The 22017-nt window shown below is 54.3% G+C and carries 18 protein-coding genes; 10 read left to right on the top strand and 8 right to left on the bottom strand.

Annotated elements, in window-relative coordinates; translation table 11 throughout:
* Nucleotides 1-36: 36 nt before the first annotated feature.
* Genes HMPREF0573_RS02010 through HMPREF0573_RS01995 form a run of 4 tightly spaced genes read right to left on the bottom strand, consistent with a single transcriptional unit; the run spans nucleotide 37 to nucleotide 4209 of the window.
* On the bottom strand, nucleotides 37-996 hold the full coding sequence (locus tag HMPREF0573_RS02010; RefSeq protein ID WP_004008418.1) for an AAA family ATPase: 960 nt from the start codon (nucleotides 994-996) through the stop codon (nucleotides 37-39).
* Complete coding sequence (locus HMPREF0573_RS02005) at nucleotides 997-2154, bottom strand: DUF4350 domain-containing protein (protein WP_004008417.1); 1158 nt, start codon at nucleotides 2152-2154, stop codon at nucleotides 997-999.
* Nucleotides 2154-2891 carry a DUF4129 domain-containing protein gene (locus tag HMPREF0573_RS02000; RefSeq protein ID WP_004008416.1) on the bottom strand — a complete coding sequence of 246 codons (738 nt, stop codon included), beginning with the start codon at nucleotides 2889-2891 and terminating at the stop codon, nucleotides 2154-2156. Before HMPREF0573_RS02000 ends, HMPREF0573_RS02005 begins: the two co-directional genes overlap by 1 nt.
* A 34-nt stretch (nucleotides 2892-2925) precedes the next feature.
* Nucleotides 2926-4209, bottom strand: coding sequence for a membrane protein (locus HMPREF0573_RS01995; RefSeq protein ID WP_013188751.1), 1284 nt, complete (start codon nucleotides 4207-4209; stop codon nucleotides 2926-2928).
* A 138-nt stretch (nucleotides 4210-4347) separates the two neighbouring features.
* On the opposite strand from HMPREF0573_RS01995, the gene mtrA reads away from it, so the two are divergent.
* The 6 genes from mtrA to secA all read left to right on the top strand — a co-directional run bounded on the left by mtrA (nucleotide 4348) and on the right by secA (nucleotide 13132).
* Nucleotides 4348-5031, top strand: a complete 684-nt coding sequence (gene mtrA, locus HMPREF0573_RS01990; protein WP_013188750.1) for an MtrAB system response regulator MtrA — start codon at nucleotides 4348-4350, stop codon at nucleotides 5029-5031.
* An 80-nt stretch (nucleotides 5032-5111) separates the two neighbouring features.
* The gene (gene mtrB / locus HMPREF0573_RS01985) at nucleotides 5112-6779 is read left to right on the top strand and encodes an MtrAB system histidine kinase MtrB (RefSeq protein ID WP_004008413.1); all 1668 of its coding nucleotides are present in this window, start codon (nucleotides 5112-5114) and stop codon (nucleotides 6777-6779) included.
* On the top strand, nucleotides 6773-8449 hold the full coding sequence (locus tag HMPREF0573_RS01980) for an LpqB family beta-propeller domain-containing protein (protein WP_004010281.1): 1677 nt from the start codon (nucleotides 6773-6775) through the stop codon (nucleotides 8447-8449). The genes mtrB and HMPREF0573_RS01980 overlap by 7 nt, the downstream gene beginning before the upstream one ends.
* 18 nt (nucleotides 8450-8467) lie before the next feature.
* A complete protein-coding gene (locus HMPREF0573_RS01975) occupies nucleotides 8468-9247 on the top strand; it encodes a ComF family protein (RefSeq protein WP_013188748.1) in 780 nt (259 codons plus the stop codon).
* Nucleotides 9248-9413: 166 nt separating this feature from the next.
* Nucleotides 9414-10037 carry a ribosome hibernation-promoting factor, HPF/YfiA family gene (gene hpf, locus HMPREF0573_RS01970; protein WP_041797882.1) on the top strand — a complete coding sequence of 208 codons (624 nt, stop codon included), beginning with the start codon at nucleotides 9414-9416 and terminating at the stop codon, nucleotides 10035-10037.
* A gap of 248 nt (nucleotides 10038-10285) precedes the next feature.
* Nucleotides 10286-13132, top strand: a complete 2847-nt coding sequence (gene secA / locus HMPREF0573_RS01965; protein WP_041797880.1) for a preprotein translocase subunit SecA — start codon at nucleotides 10286-10288, stop codon at nucleotides 13130-13132.
* 10 nt (nucleotides 13133-13142) lie between these two features.
* Here the strand turns inward: secA and HMPREF0573_RS01960 are convergent, their stop codons facing one another.
* On the bottom strand, nucleotides 13143-13961 hold the full coding sequence (locus HMPREF0573_RS01960) for an Rv3235 family protein (RefSeq protein ID WP_004008408.1): 819 nt from the start codon (nucleotides 13959-13961) through the stop codon (nucleotides 13143-13145).
* A gap of 186 nt (nucleotides 13962-14147) precedes the next feature.
* Here HMPREF0573_RS01960 and HMPREF0573_RS01955 point away from each other — a divergent pair, with 186 nt between their 5' ends.
* On the top strand, nucleotides 14148-14657 hold the full coding sequence (locus HMPREF0573_RS01955; protein WP_004008407.1) for a hypothetical protein: 510 nt from the start codon (nucleotides 14148-14150) through the stop codon (nucleotides 14655-14657).
* Between the two features lie 82 nt (nucleotides 14658-14739).
* Here the strand turns inward: HMPREF0573_RS01955 and HMPREF0573_RS01950 are convergent, their stop codons facing one another.
* Nucleotides 14740-14958 carry a helix-turn-helix domain-containing protein gene (locus HMPREF0573_RS01950; RefSeq protein WP_004008406.1) on the bottom strand — a complete coding sequence of 73 codons (219 nt, stop codon included), beginning with the start codon at nucleotides 14956-14958 and terminating at the stop codon, nucleotides 14740-14742.
* Between the two features lie 104 nt (nucleotides 14959-15062).
* On the opposite strand from HMPREF0573_RS01950, the gene HMPREF0573_RS01945 reads away from it, so the two are divergent.
* From HMPREF0573_RS01945 to HMPREF0573_RS01935, 3 genes are read left to right on the top strand one after another with little or no spacing between them, the layout of a single operon-like run.
* Entirely contained in the window at nucleotides 15063-15698 is a 636-nt protein-coding gene (locus HMPREF0573_RS01945) for an SAF domain-containing protein (RefSeq protein ID WP_013188745.1), read from the top strand.
* The gene (locus tag HMPREF0573_RS01940; RefSeq protein ID WP_013188744.1) at nucleotides 15695-17020 is read left to right on the top strand and encodes a CpaE/TadZ family protein; all 1326 of its coding nucleotides are present in this window, start codon (nucleotides 15695-15697) and stop codon (nucleotides 17018-17020) included. Before HMPREF0573_RS01945 ends, HMPREF0573_RS01940 begins: the two co-directional genes overlap by 4 nt.
* Nucleotides 17017-17553 carry a DUF6912 family protein gene (locus tag HMPREF0573_RS01935; protein WP_004008403.1) on the top strand — a complete coding sequence of 179 codons (537 nt, stop codon included), beginning with the start codon at nucleotides 17017-17019 and terminating at the stop codon, nucleotides 17551-17553. Before HMPREF0573_RS01940 ends, HMPREF0573_RS01935 begins: the two co-directional genes overlap by 4 nt.
* On the opposite strand, the gene HMPREF0573_RS01930 is transcribed toward HMPREF0573_RS01935, so the two are convergent.
* On the bottom strand, nucleotides 17550-20726 hold the full coding sequence (locus HMPREF0573_RS01930; RefSeq protein WP_013188743.1) for an AAA family ATPase: 3177 nt from the start codon (nucleotides 20724-20726) through the stop codon (nucleotides 17550-17552). The two genes, HMPREF0573_RS01935 and HMPREF0573_RS01930, sit on opposite strands and share 4 nt — an antisense overlap.
* Nucleotides 20723-21964 carry an exonuclease SbcCD subunit D gene (locus tag HMPREF0573_RS01925; protein ID WP_004008401.1) on the bottom strand — a complete coding sequence of 414 codons (1242 nt, stop codon included), beginning with the start codon at nucleotides 21962-21964 and terminating at the stop codon, nucleotides 20723-20725. The genes HMPREF0573_RS01930 and HMPREF0573_RS01925 overlap by 4 nt, the downstream gene beginning before the upstream one ends.
* Nucleotides 21965-22017: the final 53 nt, after the last annotated feature.

Here is a 22017-nt window from a genome sequence, read left to right as displayed (position 1 = left end):
TATCTTTGCAGCTTGAAAACCCGGATTGCGTCGCGTTTAGCGAGGCACCGGGGTGGTGGCCAGGACACTATCCAAGACGGTCTTGGCGTTGACCCCTTCCATTTCAGATTCGGGACGCAGCCGGAGACGGTGTCGGAACGTGGGCAAGACCAGGGACTTTACGTCGTCCGGGGTGACGTAGTCGCGTCCGGACAGCCATGCCCAAGCCCGTGAAGTTGATAGCAGGGCCGTCGCGCCACGGGGTGACACCCCCAACTCGACCTGGGGTAAAGAGCGAGTGGCGCGCACCAAGTCGACGATATAGCCCAACACTTCACTGCTGGCTTTAACGTCCTTGACGGCGTGACGAGCCGCTGCGATGTCCGCTGCGTTGGCAGCTACGTTCACTCCCGCTGCATCGAGGTCACGAGTGTTGAAACCGCTCAAATGTAGCTGCAATACCTCCAGCTCAGTTTCCCGCGTCGGCAGAGGAACATCGAGTTTCAGCAAGAATCGGTCGAGCTGAGCTTCAGGCAGGGGATAGGTACCTTCGTATTCCACCGGGTTCTGGGTCGCGATTACCGTGAAAGGTTTAGGCAGCGGACGACTCACTCCGTCAGCGGTGACTTGGTGTTCCTCCATAGCTTCCAACAAGGCAGCTTGAGTTTTCGGAGGGGTGCGGTTAATCTCATCCGCCAGCAGCAAGTTCGTAAACACGGGACCTTCCCGGAAGGTGAACGATGACTCTTTGGCATTAAAAATCAGCGAACCGGTCAAATCGCCCGGCATCAAATCCGGAGTGAATTGCACCCGTTTGTGGCTCAGGTCCAGCGATTTCGCCAAAGCTCGCACCAGCAGGGTCTTGGCAACACCGGGGACACCTTCCAGGAGCACATGCCCTTCCGCCAACAACGCGATTACCAGCCCGGTTACCACCGCATCCTGGCCTTTCACCACCTTGTTGATTTCGGTACGCAACGCGATGAGCTTGCGCAAAGTCGGATCTTGCATATCCATTTAGCTTTCCTTTCGCGGATTTAATTTAGTCAGGAGATAAAGGTCGTGCATTAGGTTCCCCAACCCGCGGGCGGTAGTGGGAACCTCGCCATAGAGCAGTTCGTGAATCTGTGACTCGGCAATTCCGGTGTAGCGAGACACTTCCCGCACCATTACCGGGGGAGTCGTCGGGGTCGGAATGTGTAGAGCTGAGCCTATGCGTCGAGCCGTGTATTCCCGCGCCTTGTGGGCAGCCGCCGCTACCGCTCCAGACTTTTCGTAGAGATGCCCCCGACCGTAAACCGCCTCGGCACCGTGCACCACCACCGGTAACTCTTCGGGAACCACGCGACCCAAGCGACGCCCTTGTGCCAACGTAAACACGAAAGCCGCCACGAATAAATACACTAGGGCAATGAGGAAGAAATCGGGTAACAGAGGCTGATCCTTACCGTTTTGGTCAGAACCCTGCTGGAATGTGGTGCCGTTGACCCAACCAACCTGGGGACTGGAACCCAACAGATTCAACAGCAAAGCGGCATTACCGGCAGAGGCGATAGTGTCGTTGCGTGCCAGGCTGTCCTCAGACAGCAAAGCTAAGTGGAATCCCTCAGGACGCTTAAACGATACGTAGGCAAAAGCGTTATCTTGTACCGGAAAACATGCAGCTTCGGGCTGGCGCAAAGGGCGCAGCGAACCGCGGGTAGAGGAAATCGTCTGGGCTGCTTTCGCGCCGGGGAAATCGCATTGAGCCTCGATTCCGTCGGGAGTTCCTGCCGGTACGGATTGCACATAGGGATCGAAACGTTTACCTTGCGCCAAAGTTCCTATAATCAACAGGTTCGTGGGAGTGTGCAGAATCTCTCGCAGGGCGACGTCGTCAATCTCATTGGTGTTGGTGATTACGACGGTGTCTTTGGAAGTGAAGTTATCCAAGTCTCGCATTGAATAGACGTCTTTGACCATGACTCCCCGGTGGCGCAGCACTTCAGCCAGAGCCATCGCCCCGCTGCCTTTCGGGTTGCGGATGGACAAATCGACATCATCAGTGGGGGCACGCAGCACCGCGCTGAGGAAAGAAAAAACTGCCAACAATATCAGACCGCCGATAACCCAACGACTCCGAAAAATCGCTTCCGAGATACGTGGAGTGGCAGTAGGCGGGGTCGCGCTGCTCATCAGGCAGTACCTCCCGCCGTTACCAGGGCTTCCTGCGGTGTATCGGTGGCGTCACCGCGGACGTGGGAACGATTTGAAACGAAAGACTCCAGCCGAGAATCTAGGGAAATAAGCCTTTGTACTTGGGCAGTGTCCGATTTTCGACGCCCATACCGCAAGGCATTAAATACGTTGGCTGCCCAAGCCAATTCTTCTGATTCTGCAGGAACTGCCTGACTGAGGGCGGTGCTGCCTTCACCGGCGGTGAGTCCGGGAGTGATTACCAGCAGTTCATTGGCTTCGCAAAGACGCAACAGGTGACGGAATTGCTCCAGGAAAGCCGTGGAGTAGTCCCCGCGGGCGAGGGCATTTTGTGCTGCCGCCAAGTATTGCACCGCGCTGCGGTTATCCTCGAAAACCGCAGCCTCGTCGGCGAGAGTGGGCTTGATTTGCTCCCCGAACTTCCAGTTTCCAGTGAACAAAATCATGATGATGATGACCAGCAGCGCCACTACCAAAGCGGCAATTAGCCACAGCCAGGAAGGCAGGACGGGATTGACGCTGGTGGAAGAAAAAGTGTCGGCAAACCACTCTAGGATTTTTTTCAGAAGGGAGGGGCGTTCCTGGTAAACCGGTTTGGACAGTTCCTCTTCGAGCGTGTCGCGCCCCTCCCGGTCTGATACGTCCGCCAAAACTAGGCTGGACAAATCAACATGATGGAGCCACAAGCTCCCCAGTTGCGTTGAAATGTTCAGCATCCCTACCCGAAAGTCCTTTCCGCAGTGTCGTTAATTAGCCCTGTTGAGCCGCCTGGAGCAGGCTTACCGCCAGACCCTCGCGACGCATTCGCGTATCAATGTAGAGCAGACCTAAAACTGCCCCATAGAACGGCATCGCCAGTCCAGTAATGATGGTGCTTAAGACGGCGGAGAGAGTCATTAGTGCCGAGAAATTCTGACTGACCATCATTGACGCGGAGATAATCAGGCTGATTACAACATTCAATCCGTTGGCTAGGAATGAAACGATCAGGGAAGTGAGCAAGATGACGCCAAAAATCTTCCAGAAGCTGCCTTTGGTCAGCTTCCAAGAGCGCTTCAATGCCGGGATGATGCCAATATCTTCCATGACGGCAGTGGGGATAGCGAAAACTAGCTTGATATAGAGCCAGGCGGAAAATACAGCGACGGCTATGAGAGTGAGAAAAGTCAGACCCAGTAAGCCCAGAGATGCCCCGACATCTTTGATGTTAATCAGGAAAAACCCACCCAGCGGGAGCAGACCCAGCCCCAGCAACACGACTGACCCCAAGATGAGCAACAGAGAATAGCCAACGATGCCCCAGACGTGACCTTTCAAAGTTTGCCACACATCAGCTACCGAGGGGCGGCGTCCCAAAACCAACGGCCCCAGTCCAGCCACGCAAATCCCCAAGGTCATAAAGACGATAAACATCTGGAGCAGGCTGGTGATGACGCCTATGAGCATCGTTGATTCCGTAAATTCCAGCAAACCGTCCATCGGGGCGTCCGTGCTGTCAAGATTGAAGTCGTTAGCCATGTAGGTATTGAGGTCGGGAGTGAGGAGATGAAGCAGCGCTCCCGTCAACCCTCCGAGCACCGCCCAGAGAGCCAAAACCAGACCGAACATGACAGCGGGGGCCTGACGGATTGCAGAGAAAGCGCCGTTATAAATATCGCCAAGTTTTAGCGGGCGCAGCGGAATAATTCCGGGCTGAACCTGTTGATAGTTCAAACCATAGGGGTCGAATCCGGCACCGTTGGTGCTGTTCATAGCGTTTGTACTGTTCGTTCCAAAGTTGGGAGCGGAGGTCTGTGGGGCAGCCGCGGCAGGGTCTGGGGTCGGAAGAGGATTTGGGAAAGACGGCGGTTTGCTGGTGCTGTCCTCAGGGGTTAGTGTCCACGAACCAGTCTGGAAACTACCGGGGGTAGGCGGGGTCGGGGGCACAAACGAAGACTCAGGAGATATTGGGCTGACCTGACCCGGTGCCGGGGCAGTTTCGCCGGAATTACTTCCGGGAGGAGTGTCTTGGGGGGAGTAAGTATTGTTGCTCATGGCGCCTTTCCTATAGCTCGTTCACTTAATATTGCCACGATGAGGCGCAGATGCGCTCGTTCAAACCGAAAAACCCTTTTAATGCCGAGCTTCGCTGCGGCTTCCCCGCAAATTGCTAAATCGTGTCAAAATAGGGGTATGAGTGCAAAAATCCTGGTAGTAGATGATGACCAAGCCCTGAGCGAGATGATTGGCATTATTCTGGAATCATCCGCCTATGAACCAAGTTTTTGTGCCGACGGTGCAAAAGCCGTGGATAAGTTTCGGGAAGTCGAACCTGATTTGCTGCTTCTCGATTTGATGCTGCCGGGTATGGACGGTATCGAGATTTGCCGCCGAATCCGCGAGTTCTCTAATGTGCCCATCATCATGCTGACCGCAAAATCGGACACTACCGACGTAGTGGCAGGGTTGGAAGCGGGAGCGGATGATTACATTCCCAAGCCTTTCAAGCCTAAGGAGTTATTGGCACGGGTCGCTGCTAGGTTGCGCAACCTGGATGCAGCTGAACATGACGTCTTGAAAGCTGCGGGGGTGGAAATTAACCTCGCTTCTCACGAGGTGAGTCGAGGGGGAAAGCCCTTGAACCTCACTCCTCTGGAGTATGACTTGTTGGTGGCGCTAGCCACAAAGCCAGGGCGCGTCTTTTCCCGCGAAGAATTGTTGGAACAGGTCTGGGGGTTGCGTCATGCCTCCGACACGCGCCTGGTGAACGTACACGTCCAGAGGCTACGCGCCAAGGTCGAACTTGACCCGGATAATCCTACTGTGGTTCTTACAGTCCGCGGCGTGGGCTATCGGATTGGGACTGAACCTCAGTGAGTTCCTCGCAATACACGACGTTTCGGCGGACGCGCCGGCAGCGCAGAATCTCGCAATTCTTAGGCAGCGCCACCCGCTATTTGATTGGATTTAATCAATCTACGTGGGTGCCGAAACGATTGCGGCGCTCGTTGGCGCTGCGGATGGCGATCATCATGCTGGTCGCCACACTGGTGATTCTGTTCGCAGTAGGGATTTACGCTTCTACTGCCATCAAAAACGGTATCTTTCAAGAGCGACTGAATCAGGTCTTAGAGGAAGCTGCTACCCAAGCACGGGCAGCGCAAAATCGTTTCGATCAGGCTCCGGCTTCGACTGTGGAACAGGTACAGTCTCTCGCTCAGGATGTGGTCACTTCCATCTCTACGCTCACGTCAGGATCCAGTGCTCCAGCGGTGCTAATTTTGCGTAACCCCAGCGAAACTTCCTCCTTCGTAATTAACGAAATCGCTACCCAGAACATGCGGGAAGTCATTACTTCCCAACTGCGTCAAGCGGTACAGCAAAAGACCGGTCAGCATTGGCAGTCCATTGAGATTACGGACGCGCAAGGCAAACGGCATCCCGGTATTGCGGTGGGGACCGCCGTAAGCCTGCCCCTCGCGGGGGCTCACGAGCTCTACCTGGTGTATTCCCTAGCTGACGAACAGGCGGCAATAAACCTGGTGATGGGGGTTTTAGGCGGTGGCGGTCTCGCTGTTCTGGTGCTGGTGGCAGGGATGACCTGGGTGGTGGTTTATTCCGTGCTGGTGCCGGTGCGTCGCACGGTGCGCACCGCAGAACGTTTGGCAGCTGGGGATTTGAATGCGCGAGTACTCTCCCAAGGTCAGGATGAAACCGCGCAGCTAGCTGATTCTTTTAACAAAATGGCGAATTCCCTGCAATCCAAGATTGATACTTTGGGGCAAATGTCCCGGCTGCAGCAGCGTTTTGTCTCCGATGTGTCCCACGAACTGCGCACCCCGCTGACTACCATGCGAATCGCCGATGACGTTATTTATGATGCTCGTGAAGAACTCGACCCTGCCGCTTTGAGAAGCGCGGAACTGTTGCATGATCAGATTGAACGCTTCGATGCCATGCTGGCGGATTTGCTCGAAATTTCGCGTATCGACTCCGGGTCTGCCCGGCTTGATTTTGAGATAGTGGACCTGAATAAACTTGTCGCGCAAGTGGTGGAGGACAACGCCACTTTGGCTGAAAAAGTGGGCTGCCGAGTCATCTTTAACCCGCCAAAATATCCCTGCGCAGCCGAGCTTGATACCCGCCGAGTGACCCGTATCGTGCGTAATTTGCTGGTTAACGCCATTGAGCACTCTGAAGGAAATCCCGTGATAATTACTACCGATTCCAGTGAAACCGCCGTCGCGCTGCGGGTTTCTGATCACGGGGTGGGGATGTCTCCGGAGGTAACTAGTCGCGTGTTTGACCGTTTCTATCGTGCAGATCCAGCACGAGCGCGGACCACGGGGGGGACCGGATTGGGGTTGGCCATTTCTCTGGAGGATGCCCGCCTGTCCGGAGGGACCCTGCAAGCCTGGGGCAAGACCGGTTACGGCTCATCTTTCCTGCTGACTTTGCCGCGGCGGCATGACATGGAACTTGGTCCTTCACCTCTGGATATTACTGACTATGTCGAACCGACCTTGGATAGTTACGTTCCCCCCCAATCCACGCCGGAAAAGGCTAACGCGCCCATGAACGTGACGGACGACCTTGGGAACAACGGGGAGGTGCAACCATGCTAAGTGAATATCGAACCCGGTGGTGGCGCGCTGTTCTGGTGGCAATATGTGCCCTCAGCCTGGTCGGCTGCGCTACGTTACCAACTGCCGGTCCCGTCAATGATTCTAAAGTGCGAGTCGGTGCGAACCAACCGCTTCTGGGTTTGAGTGCCCCCGGACCGGTCCCTAATGCAACCGTGGAACAAATCGTGACCGGTTTCATTCGTGCCTGTTCGGCGGGATACTCCGATGACTTTACCGTGGCACGTTCCTTCCTGGCTCCCAAAGCCGCGATGGATTGGCGCCCCGATGCCCAAGTTGAAATTTTTGATACGGATTCTGCACTGGAAACTCGTGAACTGGGAGATGGCTCGGTCGAAGTCACCGCCCGCGCGCTTGGAAGTGTCGACGAAAATGGAAACTATACCGTGGCGGGAGCCGCCGAAAAGGTTCGTACCGTGTTTTCCCTCGTGAAGCCTGCCGATAACCAGTGGCGTATCGCGGCTCTGGAGGACGGGGTGATGCTGTCGCAGTCGGCTTTCAGCTCGATTTACGCTTCGGCTCCAGTGTATTTCCTCACTAACGATGCAGGAGCCCTGGTCCCAGATTTACGTTGGTATCCGCGCCGCCGGCTGCCGACCTACCTGGTCAATGCCCTCTTGGCAGGACCGCAAGACCCGTTTAAAGGGGCGGTTCGTTCCGCTTTCCCTGCCGGCAGTACTTTGGCAGGAGGCGCGGTGGATGTCTTTGATGGGGTTGCTAATGTGTCTCTAAATGTCACGGATCCTCTCAACGATCCCACCACGATTAACTTGGCGTACTGGCAGATGGAATCAACCCTGCGAGATGTTTCGGGAATTTCTACTGTCAGTTTGAGTGTTGGCAAGGTTCCCCTGGAGAATACGAATCCAATCACGCAGAGCACCACACCACAATTCCCCATCATGGTTAAAGACGGTAATGTGGTGCGTCTCAACGCCGGAGCTACCGAGGTCCTGGTCCCTGCCGGGGCGGTGGGTTCCGGAGTCATCACGAATCCGGCTATCTCTACTGCGGGCAATGAAATCGTATTTACAGATTCCAGCTATCGTCGACTGTATATGTGGGGGCACGGTACAGTGACGCAGCTGTATAGCGGTCGAGAACTGCTGGCTGCTTCCATCGACCGAAACGGTTGGATTTGGACCCTGGACACGGCGGATTTGCACCATCTGATTGCGCTGCGTCCCGATGGAGCCAGGGTGAATTTGGAAGTGCCGTGGGAAAGCGGAGACCCCGTTCATACTTTTACCGTCAGCCCTGACGGAACGCGGGTTGCTTTCGTGCGCCACGTCGGTCAGGCTGACATCGTTAGCGTCGCGGTGGTAATCAGGGACGCTTCGGGGGCTCCCAAATCATTTTCCGCGCCGGTAGCGCTGCAGACCGGAAATGAGGTTGTTCCCGCAATCGCGTGGCTACAAGGGGATTCCTTGGTGCTGCTGACCGGCTCTGGAGATAACACTGCCGTTCGAATTGCTCCGCTATTCGGACCTATTTCGTCTTTGCCGGGGGTTAAGAACGCGGTGGATTTGGCTGCTGGTGAGGAGGAAAATCAGATTTATTTGATTACCTCGGGTGGCGATTTGTATAAGCGTTCCGGGAGAAACTGGCAGCAAGTCCTTGACGGTGTCTCTGACCCAAGCTATCCCGGATAGCGCTGCAGGAAACACGCTATGGTGGACTTTTCGGGTATCTGGGACGCTGCAGGAGAGCTGGGAAAGGTATTGCTGCCTACGGAATGTGTGGGCTGCGGGGCTTGGGATGAAGAAATCTGCGACACCTGTCTGGCGCAGATGCTGGGATGCCCTTTCCCCCTGCAAATCAGCGAGGACGACGATAATGTAACGGATGTTCCAGTATTTGCCATCGCAAAATATGACGGTCCGATGCGGCGGGTAGTTTTGACCGGTAAGCACGACAAACGGCGGGATTTGCGCGCGTATTTCAAGGCGGCGGGTCAGTCGGCGGTGCAGGGGCTGAGGTCGGAGAACTTGCTCGATACGGGCAAATTTGGAACAGGCGGTACAATCCGGGGGGAAATGTTCGTCGTTCCGGCGCCTTCCACCCATCTGCAAGACCCGTCTGAAGTTGCCGCAGCCTTTGCCCAAGGTGCGGCGCGCGGATTGGTCGCCGCGGGGCTGTGCCGTCAGGCATCCGTGCTAGAGATCCTGGAACTGGCGACGGGCTCCACAACTCAAGCCGGTCTGGGGTGGGAGGCTCGTAACTTGAATCGGCACGGCAAAATGCAGGTTCGGGGCAGCACGGTAGTGGCGAAACGTGAACTTGCCGGTAAGGACCTGCTGATTATCGATGATGTCAGTGCCACCGGAGCGACGTTGAGGGAAATGATTAGGGTTTTGTCCGGTTTAGACGCTACCGTCCTTGCGGGGCTAGTTTTCGCTTCATCGCGCCGCGAAACGCCCGTATCAGGTACGCAGAATTTTGAAAAATAAGTGGAAATCCTGCAGGTCCTTGCAGTGTGTTCTAAAATAAAAGTACATGCAAAAATCGCAGGTGACACACTGGAGTGTGCCTGCGTTAGAAAGAGGTGAGAACCGAACACTCCGTCCCAGCAACTGATAGTTGGAACTCAAAATTCATAGCCCTAAGGAGGCCATCATGGAAATCACCGTGAAAGCACGTAATGCTGAAATTCACCCGGACTTTCGGGAATACATCGAAGAAAAAATAGCAAAGGTGGAGCAGCTAGCGCCCCGCACGCAGCGTGTCGATGTGGAACTGACGCATGAAAAAAATCCGCGACAAGCTGATACTGCCGAACGCATCGAACTGACTGTTCTGGGCAAAGGGCCGGTGGTGCGAGCGGAGGCATCTTCGTCAGACCGCTACGCTGCCGTGGATATCGCTGCCGGAAAACTGTTTGAACGTTTGCGCCGGGCTCGGGATCGTGCCAAGGATCACCGTAAGTATGAGATTCCGCCGGATGTAGAACTGGATGTGCAGATTCCGGAGGCAAGCGAGGCTCCTGCCGCGAAACCGCCCTTGAAACTCGGTGAATCACGTGAGGAACAGTTGGGTGATTCCCCTGTCATCGTGCGCGAAAAGCTGCATGAGAGCCGGGCTATGAGCGTCGAAGAAGCCCTGGACGAGATGGAATTGGTGGGTCACCCGTTCTACCTGTTTATAGATTCGGAGACTGCGCAGCCGGCGGTGGTTTACCATCGAAAAGGTTGGACTTATGGCGTGATTCGCTTGAACGCGACCTGCACGCAAAACGACTAAGTTAAGACTGGGTCCTGGGGCGCTGTCCTAGGACCCGTCTTTATTTAATTTCCGATTGGTCACGGTGTCTGTCATCGGGAACCGAAGTTTTGTCGTCGCTTTCGCGAAGATAGGCGCTTTCAACTAAAATGGTCACGGCTGAGTCATCGCGTTCAGGTCAATTTCCTGGCAAACGTGGATAAAAAGCTGTTGACCTCAATGGATAGCCCCCTAAGGCCATCCCATAGACCTGAAAAGGAAGGCAAAACGTGTCCTTACTTGATAAGTTCATGCGCATCGGTGAAGGTAAAGTCCTCAAAAAACTGGTGAAAGTAGCTGACGCGGTGGATCGGCTTGAAGACGAATACCGCGAGTTGAGCGAGAGTGAACTGAAAGCGAAGACCGACGAGTTCAAACAACGTCTCGAAGAGGGCGAGAAACTCGATGACATCATGATTGAAGCCTTCGCCACGGTTCGGGAAGCCTCCGATCGGGTACTCGGACTGCGTCACTTCCGCGAACAGATTATGGGCGGGGCCGCCTTACACTGGGGCAACATTGCCGAAATGAAAACTGGTGAAGGCAAGACCTTGGTAGCTACGCTGCCGTGCTACCTGCGGGCATTGAGCGGCAAAGGTGTCCACGTCGTCACGGTGAACGACTACCTGGCGTCTTACCAGGGTGAGCTGATGGGACGTGTGTACCGTTACTTGGGGCTGAGCACCGGTATCATCATGGCTCAGATGGATCCGGAAGAACGCCGGAAACAGTACAACTGCGACATCACCTACGGCACCAACAACGAGTTCGGTTTCGACTACCTGCGAGACAATATGGCGCAGCGAGTGGAAGACTTGGTGCAGCGGGAACACAACTACATCATCGTCGACGAGGTGGACTCCATCCTGATTGACGAAGCCCGTACCCCTCTGATTATTTCCGGTCCGGCGCAGGGTGACGTCAACCACTGGTACACGGATTTCGCCAAGATTGTCCAGGATCTGCACCCCGGCGAGGATTACGAGGTGGATCAAAAGAAGCGTACCGTGGGGGTCCTGGAACCGGGCATTGACAAAGTCGAGGACTACCTGGGTATCGACAACCTTTACGAAGTTGCCAACACACCCTTGATTGGATTTTTGAATAACGCTATCAAAGCTAAAGAACTGTTCAAACTGGACAAAGACTACATCGTGACCCCGGAAGGTGAAGTGCTAATCGTCGATGAGCACACCGGGCGTGTTCTGCCGGGAAGGCGCTACAACGAAGGGATGCACCAGGCGATTGAAGCCAAAGAAGGCGTGGAGATTAAGGCAGAAAACCAGACCTTAGCCACGATTACCCTGCAAAACTACGTGCGTCTCTATCCGAAAGGCTCTCGTGCCGGCATGACCGGTACCGCTGAGACTGAGGCTGCTGAATTTAATGACGTTTACAAGATGGGTGTGGTGCCCATCCCCACGCACAAACCCATGATTCGTGAGGACAAAGACGACCTGGTGTATAAAACTGCCGAAGCGAAATTTAACGCGGTCGTCGAGGACATCGAAGAAAACTATCACCGCGGTCAGCCCGTACTGGTCGGTACCACCTCGGTAGAGAAATCTGAATACCTCTCTCACCTGCTGAACCAGCGGAAGATTCCGCACCAGGTCCTCAATGCAAAACAGCACGAACGTGAAGCTGCGGTCGTAGCGATGGCGGGGCGGAAAGGTCAGGTTACGGTCGCGACCAACATGGCTGGGCGCGGTACCGATATTATGCTGGGCGGTAACGCCGAGTTCCTGGCGGTACAAACTTTGAAAGATCGTGGTTTGGATCCGGAAGAAAACTCTGAGGAATACGAAGCTGCTTGGCCCCAGGCTCTGCAAGAAGCTAAAGCCAAGGTGGCTCAGGAACACGACGAAGTCGTGGAACTGGGTGGGCTTTATGTCTTGGGTACGGAACGCCATGAATCACGCCGTATCGACAACCAGCTGCGCGGTCGTGCGGGGCGTCAAGGTGACCCCGGTCGTTCCCGTTTCTATCTGTCGATGGAAGACGAATTGATGCGTTTTGCTAACCAGGGCTGGCTGGGCAACATGATGCGTTCGGGACTGCCCGAAGATATCCCGCTGGAGTTTAAGATGGTTTCCGGCGCGATTCGTTCAGCGCAAACCCAGGTGGAGGGACGCAATGCGGAAATCCGCAAGAACGTTTTGAAGTATGACGATGTGATGACTGAGCAGCGCGAGACCATCTATGGAGAGCGGGGACGAGTGCTGCGCGGGGAGGACCTTTCGGCTACGGTTGACTCCTTTATTGAGGGCACGATTGCCGATGCGGTTGCGCAGGCCACGGACCTTCCCGACGTCAGCGATTGGGATTTGAAGACCCTGTGGGCGGGGCTAAAGAATCTGTATCCAGTGTCACTTTCGGTGGAAGACTTGGAAAACGCCGTGGGCGGTAAATCCGCTCTGACCACTGATTTCATTACGGAACAGTTAGTTGACGATGCTAAGCTGCAATATGAGCTAGCCGCTAAGTCTTTGGCAGAAAATCCCATCGCTCAGGCGCAGTTGGGTGATGAACCCATGAAAGAACTGGAGCGTCGGGTCTTGCTTTCGGTGGTCGACCGGCTCTGGCGCGAGCATCTGTACGAAATGGATTACTTGAAAGAAGGTATCGGTCTGCGGGCGATGGGGCAGCGCAACCCCCTGGTGGAATATAAGACCGAGGGTTACCTCATGTTCAGCGCGATGACGGGACGCATTAAGGAAGAAACCGTCCAGAACGTGTTCGGGTATGTCAAGGCTTTTGTTGACGCCATGCAGCGCGCTGAAACTGCAGCACAGGAAACTGATGAGAACGGCGAAAGTCCCGCGGAGACAACGGAAGAAGCCACGCCGGATAATGATGCGCCTATCTCTAAGAGCGCGGCAAAAAAGAAAGCCCGTAACTTTAAGAAATCCGGGCGCAGAGCCGGTCTGAAATCGGTATCAGCTAATCGCACGGTGATGGGAGATACCGGTCACCAGGCGATGAATACTCAGATTTCATACTCCAGCGATGGCTCTGTGGAAGAAGCCCCGCAGGGTAACCGGGCGCAGCGTCGTGCAGCAAAACGGCGGGGCTGAGCCACTTTAGTTAGCCCAGGCGAATCGCGGCAATCATCCACTGTTCGCCATGATTTTCTAAGGTTAGCGCGGCGGCGCGAGTTCGCTGTCCATCATTGAGCACGATAACCGCCTCGTGAGTCGTGGCAGAGGTCGCCCGGCTGTGAGCACTGAGCACTCTGACCGGTGAAACTCGGCGTGTTTTTCCGGTCAGTCCGGGCTGTGGCTTTTGTTTAGAAACGATAGCGTTGCGTCGCTGTTCGAGGTAACGATACGCCTGCGGTGATGCCCAGCGAGTCATTTGGGATAACGGGCGAGTGCCCTCGATGATTTCCAGGCCGCATCGAGCCATCTGCGCAGCCCAGACGCGCGGAGAATGTTGGACGTCCTCAACTGGAGATCTCCGGACGGATTTTGTGGGGAGCTCGCGAGCCGGAACGGTACCGGGGTGCTCGGTTGCTTCCGCTTGGTGATACGTCGTCAAAATTTGTGCTGTCTGACCTCTTTGGGCGTAAGTCGCCCGGACTAAACTCCGTACGGATGATTTAGCGACCTGACGGCGTTTCCAGGCAGGTCCCAGCACCGGTTGGGGGCGTGGGTTTGTCGCTATCGTGGCGGTGCGCTGCAGGTCATCTGAGGCAGGTCCCTGGCGCTTGACCTCCTGTTGGAATCCCCGTTCAGTTTCCAGCAGCAGATTTACGGTGACGCGGGTGGTGGTCGGCGGGGTGGGGACGTCAGAAGGGCGGGTCCTGGAGAGCCCGATCTGGGGTGTGGCATCGTCGGGAGGAAGAGTCACCGGGGGAGTGGTGTTAGCTTCCGTCATGTTAGGTTCAAGAAGTGCGGTTTTCATAGTTTTTCCTTTTTGTAGTGGTTTCAGTTTGGTTATCGTATATTTGGTGATGTTTGATTCATTATCATAGGGTGCTGTTTGTTAGTTTGTCAATATCTGACGCTTTAGGATAGTTTTGCCGCATTTCTGATACCTTGTAGTACGCTTTGCTGTTGTAGCCAAAGTGGGTGAGCTAGACTGGGGAGCGTGGAGCATGACGAATTTCTGGATGACCTTGCAGCTGATTTTGCGGCGAAACTGCGGGCGCAGCGCCAAGTTGAAGCGACTGAGTTAGCGGCAGCAGACGCTACGGAGGTGACGCTTTCCGGTCGTTTACTAGCTAGTGTGGACGCTGCGGTAGAGATTCAGCTCATCAACGGAGAATCGCTGCGTGGAAAAGTTGCCGAAGCTGCCGCAAGTTGGCTGATTTTACGTTTGTTACGCATGGATATATTCATTTGGCAGCGGGCTATCGAAGTTGTTTCTGGCTTGGGACCTGCGCCGCAATGGCCGACCTTGGTGGAATCAAGAATCCCCGGCACGGTGAAGCTGCGGGAGTTTGCTGCTACCCGCCGCGAAATTCAATTCACTACCCGAAACCAAACTTTGAAGGGATATATCGAACGGGTTGGTGCGGATTTCGTGGATGTTGTCGATCATGGACGCCGTGAGGCTATTGCTCTCGCAGCGTTGCTCTATGTTTCCTGCCCCCGTTGAGGGATGCTGCTGAAAATAAATTTTTAGCCCGCGTGTATAGCCTGAGAACTGGTTAAACGCGCGGGCTACGATGAAAAGGGGGTTACTCCACCAAGGCTGCGCCGGAAGCAATTTTTTCCTCGCTTTGGGCATATTGTCCTTTAATGTATTCCTCCATTGCAGACTCCTCAATGCGCCAGAGACCGCGCCCGCCAATCTGGATTGCTTTGAGTTCCCCGTTATTTATGAGGTTGCGTACTGCGCCCTGAGAAACCTTTAACATGTCAGCAACGTCAGCAATAGTGAAAAAATTATATCCCATGTACTCATGGTATATCAAATACCATAAAACCACGACAAAACTAGTCCTATGCTTCTATATTTTAATGGTATAAAGCCTATGAGGAGATTTCAGGGAGGTCTCGTATGCCCATCGGTTCGGAAATATCAAGTAAATCTCAATACTTGAATCGGCGTACCGTACTGGGGGTAGCCCTGATGATACTAGCTGTAATCCTGGTCATTGTGACAGTGCGTGTGACCAGCCACTTGGAGGGTTACCTGGTGGCAAAAACAACCCTCGTTGCGGGGCATACCGTGCAGTCTGGTGATATTGAGGTTATTTCCGCTAATCCAGGTAGAGCAGCGGGTCAGTACCTGCGCGAAGGCGAGATGCAAGAAGGCAGCGTGGTCGTCCAAACTATTGCCGGAGGACAACTGATTCCCAAAGCATCGCTGAGCCAAACTGAGCCCTTCCGCAAACGGATTGTTCTCAATCTCGCCGCACCCCTGCCAAGCAGCGTAAAGAAGGGTGATTACCTCGAAATCTGGAAACTCCCGGATGAAAAATCTGCCAGCACTTTCGAGTCGGATGCTCCGCTGGAAAATGCTCAAAAATTAGCAGATAAAGCCGTGTTTCTGGCTGAGAAGAAGTCAGAAACAGCTCTCGGTTCGAAAAACCAAATGAATGTGGAAATAAGCGTACCGGAGGAAGATTTGTCACCTATCCTCGCTGCTGTCGGTACGAAAACCCCCTTGATGGCGATACCGGTGGCATCATGAGTTTTATTGGGGTAGCGACCTGCCTGCATCCGGATTTGGAAGCGGACATCATCCGCACCATTGAATCAGATTCTCTGCCCCTGCAAGTCATCCGGCGTTGCCGGGATGCCACGGAGCTGCTATCGATAGCCAAGGCGCATTTGGTACAACTGGTAGCGGTGGATACCGAGATGCTAGAACTGGAAGGAGCCACCGTCCAGGAACTCACCGCTGAAAACGTTGCGGTTATTGCCTTTGCCCCGCTGGAAGACGTGGATCAGTTGAACAGCTGCGGAGGGATTTCAGTTTTAGCTAAAGCGGATCCGCGGGTGGAAGAACTTGAACAGAGCGAGGCGGCACGTCTGCTGAGCCAGATGATGTCTATTCTGATGCCTCCGCCACCTCCCAATCCGCGTGAGGAATTCAGCAACGATAATGCGGAAATGGCAGGCTCAATAGGGCAAATAATCGCTTTTTGGGGTCCGGTGGGGGCGCCCGGAAAGTCTACATTGGCTTTGAATATTGCTTCGCGTTTACGTAACTATGGTCGAGTACTACTGGTCGATGCCGATACCGTGGAGTCATCCCTGGTGCAGATGCTGGGGATAGCCTTGGACACCTCTGGGGTGGTGACTGGATGTCGTTTAGCGGAACAAGGAAAGCTAAAGCCCGAAAGCTTTCCACAGCTGGTGAATCGCGTGGGTTTCGGGGTTGACTTGTTAACCGGGTTGACCAAAGCGGAACGTTGGCGTGAAGTTGGACAGCACGCGTTGTCAGCACTTTTAGAGATGGCTCGGATTAACTATCGCTGGATTCTGGTGGATTTGGCGAGCGGGACCGACGACCAGTCAGATTTGCTGGCAGCAATGGGACCAACCCGTTACGGGGCTACCCTGGGAGCTCTTGACGTTGCTGACCTGGTGGTGGAGGTCGGTCTGGCTGATCCGGTGGGCATTCGCCGGCTGCTGGTTAATCACAATTGGGCTCGTGAACAGGAACTGTGGAACTGCCCTACCTTGGCAGTAGTGAATCGCGGACGGGCCTCCGTAGGCGGAGCAAACTGGCGCAATTCCATAGTTAACGTGGTAGCAGCTTCAGTTCCGAACCTACCGGTGGCAGTGGTGCGGGAAGCTGGAGAAGATTTTGACCGTGCTCTGATAGCTGCTTGTGACGTGATGACAGTAAATCCGCGTGCTGGGGTACTGGAAGACTTAGAAAGGGTGCAAAACGAAATCTTTAAACAACTTGGTTTGCTGCCCCGACGCGGTTCGAGACGAAACAGACCGGGGGAAAACAAACTGTGGAAGTTTAAACGCGGTGAACAGAAAGAATATAAAAAATGAGTAGCGTGCCCCAACAACTGAAAAACATTCGTGCCTACATCGCGCTTAGCCCGGCATGTCTGCAGGGCAAAACTTGGGAAGGCTCGCCGGTCACCGTTGTGGATGAGGCGTGGTGCGTGGCTGCCGGTTTTCCTGCCCCCGGTGAGTTGCGTGGGGAGGATCGGGAAGTGGCGGAGGATGAGGCTTTACACGCCGCGGCGTTGAAATCTTTGGATGCGCAAGTCGACAGTCCCCGTCCCCTCCGGGTAGTAGCCGTGGCGGAGGTCGCCGGTACTGACCTGCAATCCTGCCCCTCGAAATGCGGTGGATCATATATCTTGACTCGACCGGTTCAGTATTCTGAAGTGGTGTCTTATCATGTAGATGAACCGGCGGCTATCGCAGAAGTAGCGAAACTGGTACAACTGCGCGCAGGGCAGGCAGAGGGCGCGACCGAGGCGGGAGAGCCCTCCCCAGAACTGGAGTTTCCAGAATTACTGTGGTTCGATGGTTCCGAGCTTGAGATTCTGCGTGAATTCCTGGGTTTGAGCTAAAACGTATCCAAACCGTTGATTTGGAGGTAGGAGCCAATCTTGCGGGTCCCGCCCGGTTTTAGCTCTGTGGTATTTCCGCTCTGGTAGTTTCGCACTTGCACCTGGAGGGGAATTTCCCCCTGCAGTTCGCTGACATGCGAGATGATTCCCACGCAGCGTCCCCCGTCTTGCTGCAGATGATGCAGCGCGGACATGACCGCCTCTCGAGTGTCGTTGTCCAGAGATCCGAAACCTTCATCAATGAAAATATTTTCCAGGGTGATGCCGCCCCTTTCCCTTTGGACGACCTCGGAGAGAGCCATGGCGATAGCGAGTGAACAATAAAATTTTTCTCCACCGGACAGAGATTTTGGCGGGACTACCTGGTCTTCAGCGCCGTTGTACATCTCAATGCCCAGTCCGTGATATTTCTGGTTGCGATCCGCTTCATACTGGTCGTTGTGTCGGATTTGGTAGTATCCTCCGGAAACGTCAGAAATCAACTGGTTAGCTACGAAAATCACCTGTCCCAGCCGTTTACTCAAGTAGTAAGCGCTTAAAGTAGTTTTCTTTGCATTATCCCCATTGAGCACTTGCGATAAGCGTTCATATCCGGCAATCTCTGAGACTTTTGTGTCCCATTCCTGTTTAGTTTGTGCGTACTTTTCCTGTAGTCTGCACAAATTCTCGTGAGATCTGTCCATAGCTGCTGTTCTTTGGGTGAGGGAGCGATACTCCTGTTCACCGGTAGCGACGGCAGCCCGCAGGCTCTCCAGGTCGGGAATAGTGGCGGCAGCTTTGTCTCGATACGCATCGGTATCCAGTTTCGCGCGCAAATCAGCGACTGCTTTGTGGTGAGAAGTGACTGTTTCTTGGTCAGTCTCAAGTTGTTGGCGAGACTTGGCGTAGGTCTGTGCCTCGGCTACTGACTCGAAACCGTGATCGGTCAAAGATTTGCACAGCGCGGCGTGGGAGATAATCCATTCTTGGCGAATTGCTAGCCAGGAATCATAAAACTTGGAGAGCTGTTTGACCGTGTCCAGACTGAGCTGGTTCGTCTCTAACAAGTCTTTCGGGTCAGAATCTGGATTAAAAGCTGCCAATTCCGCTTGAATTTTGTCAGCAAGCTCCTGAATATCCGCGTGAAGATTTTTAATCTCCGTGCTTAATCCGGCTTCTTGCTGAATGAGAATTTCACGTTCGGTTTGATTGCGTTCTCGTGATTCTTCCAGTGCGGCGATTGTCTCCTCCAACTGGGGTACTTGCTCGCTCGCTGCGGTAGCTGCGGCTAGAGCCTGCGTTGCCACAGCTAGGTCAGCAGCGAGGGACTCTACGTCCCGACCTTGGAGCTGATCCGTAGCTGTCTGCAATTTGGTGTTAATCTCGGTCTTTGTTTCGTTCCCGTGAGTCAGGCGGTCTTGGGCTTTTTTGGCGTCTCTGACAGCTGCTTCATAGTCTTGAAAAGTCGTCTGATTCGTCGTTTCGGCTGCGGGATGCGGGTGATTTCGGGAACCGCAGACCGGACAAGATTCCCCGTCTTTCAAGCGTGCGGCTAAGCGAGATGCCGCAGTACTGGACCATTTTCGTAACACTGATGCGGCGTTTTCTTGTGCCTGGTCGTAATGTGCTTGTAGAGAAGCTACGTTTTCCTGGGCAGCTTTGAGTTCCGTGGTTAACTTTTCAGCCGATTTTGCCCATTCGTGGAGTTCCTGGACGTTTGCGAGTTCTGTCTGCCGGCTGACCAACCCGTCTGCGAGCGATTTCTGTTCTCTCAAACTCTGGCGTTTTTGGTCCAACGTCGCTTTGGTAGTTTTAGCGTTGTCAGCCAGCTGATGCATTTGATTATGCAGAGACTCTAACTTCGATTCTTTGCTGTGGGCAGCGGTGGTCTTCTCACGCTGCAGGCTGAGATTGGCTTTTATGGTTTCTAGTTTCTTTTGGCTGGCGTTAACCTCCGCGCTAATCTCATCACGCAAGTCAGCCAAATGGGGGCTGAAGTCCGCGTCTTCCAGCCAGTTTTGTAAATCTGTGTCCGAAAGTGCGGATACTCGGTCTCTAAATCTGGCTAGATCTGTATCATTGTCTACCAGCTGTGCCAAAGTGTCCAGAATGTTGGCGCGTTGGTGACGAGCCGATTGATAAGGTTCCTGCGCTGCATCATCGGCGTCTATGACGGCGTTAGCGTGCAGAGCTTTCTGGTTGCGTTGATCCAGCTGTTCAATTTCGGTGGTCTTTGCAGTGAGCTGGCTGAGTTTGTCTGCCATCTGTCGCGCCTCCAGGATGACACGCTGCTCAGTTTCCGCTTTCGTAAGTTCCGTCTGTGCCGCAAGGTAATGCTCCTGAGCTTGTTCAGCGGCGTCTTTACTCTGAGCGGTCTCAGAACACAAAATTTTTGTGGCGCTAGCAAAGAGGGGCTGCCCGGCTCGATCCAGGGCGGAAATCGATTGTGCTGCTGCGTCTTTTGCTGCCGCAAATTCTTCCAGAGTGTCGTGCCAGGCGGTTTCGTTTTCGCCCGCAATTTCGATATTAGAGAGATCTGCGTACGCGGTAGTGAGAAGTTCGTCGAGACGCCTGGTGTACTCTGCGGTGGTTTCTTTCCCTTGAGAAGCGCGTTCCTTAGCGGCTTTTTCTAGAGCGATAAAGTTTGACGCCCCGAAAAGATTGGATAAAACCTCATGCCGCTGCCCCGCTCCGGCGGTCAGGAACTGTTGAATCTGACCTTGGGGAAGTATGACCGTCTGGAGAAAATGTGATTTCTCTAAACCGAGGATTTCCACTACCATCTTCGTTACGTCTTTGCCGGTCGCTATAGGCTCGGTAACTTTGGTGAAAACCGAGGTATCTGACACTTTCAGCTGGGCTATGGATGGAACGGGAGTCTTTCGACCTGGCTTCGTAAATGTCACCGTGCGTTGCAGCTCATAAAACTTGTCATGGGCGGAGAACACCAGCACGACCTCGGGGGGGTAGTCCTTATCCCAGTAGTAGGAGAGGATGCGATCCGTCGTGGATTCCCTCTCGCCGGCTACATCCCCATACAGAGCGTAGACAATCCCATCCAGGATGGTGGACTTTCCCGAACCGGTTTTGCCTGTAATTAAGAACAGTCCCGATTCCGCCAGTGTGTCCAGATCCAGGGTGGTGCGCTCATAAAAACTTCCTACCCCTTCGAGAGTAAGTCTGTGGAATTTCATTTCGCGCTCCCCTCAAAAGTGTTTTCAAATAGTTTTCTCAGTAAGGCGAGGTCTTCCTCCGTATCGATGCCGCAGGTACGCAGGAACTCCGTGGCGATTTCTAGCTCGGAAAGCTCCCGGAATTCCGTGCCAGATGACAATGTCTCCGGGAGAGAATCCTGGCGATGGGTGAGGGTCAGCATCCGAGGGAAAACTGCTTTGAGTCGGTTGTAGGCGTTAGGTGGCAAGATGGTTTCGGTCAGGTTAATGCTGCAAAAGGCGTGATGCCAGCGTTGGTAGCGGGGGTCTGCCGGGTTCGTGAGATCCTCGATGCTGCCTTCCAATTGTTTTACTTCATAGGGTAGTTCCAAGGCTAACCGCTGGACCTCGACCTGATGATTCGGGTCAATCTGGACCAAAAGGGTGCCTTTCACGTTGTGCTCACTGACTCGATACGGGAGGGGAGAACCCGCATACCACGCCGCAACGTTGGTGCCTGACAACTGAAATGCCTGATGAATGTGCCCCAGGGCTAGATAGTCAATGCCCCGACCTCCTTTCAGACCACCGGCGAGATCGTCCAGTAGGGAAACCGGAATGGGAGAGAGATTCCCTAACGGTTCCATTTCCCTCACCGGTGACAGGAAGTCATGAGCCATCGCGAGAACCGGGACGTCTGTGTCTCTCCGGTGTAAGTCACGTGCGATACGGCGCAACGCTGCCGCAAAAAGTGCCTCCGGTTTCCCCGGAAACACCGGATCTGGGTCGTCCTCGCTGGGGGGTGGGTCTAACGCGTCATCGAGATGACGAACCCCGTCAGTATCGACCCACGTGGATAGTTCCGTGCGATCCTGGTACGGATACAGGTAGGGGATGGGATAGACCAGTGCGCCGAGTTCACCATCAGGTCGCGGAATTTCGATGGCGGTACCGACCTGGGCAGCTTTCGTCACGATATTGACTTCCGGCAGAGTGAATCCCTTGGCAAAACCGAGCCGGGAAGCTCCATCGTGATTACCCGCGATGAGAATGACTCGAGTCATTCTCCGGGCTTGATTCAGGAAGTCCGATAGCTTGTCCAAATCGGCGTCTCCTGGATTTGGCTTGTCCAATACATCGCCAGAAATCAGCACCGCATCGGGACGGTGGGCTGCAATTTGCGCCAGAATCTGTCCCAGGAAGTCGTCCTGGTAGGGGGCCAGGTCATAGTTCATAAAGTCCCGACCGAGATGCCAATCAGAGGTATGTATAAACTTCATGACTCCAGCTTAAGAGTAACCCCGCAAGCGAAAATTTAAGAGTTGTAAAGACC

It is taken from the genome of Mobiluncus curtisii ATCC 43063, assembly GCF_000196535.1.
GTDB lineage: Bacteria > Actinomycetota > Actinomycetes > Actinomycetales > Actinomycetaceae > Mobiluncus > Mobiluncus curtisii.
The sequence above is the reverse complement of the archived record's forward strand: the minus strand, read 5'-3'. Positions and strand labels throughout refer to the sequence as shown.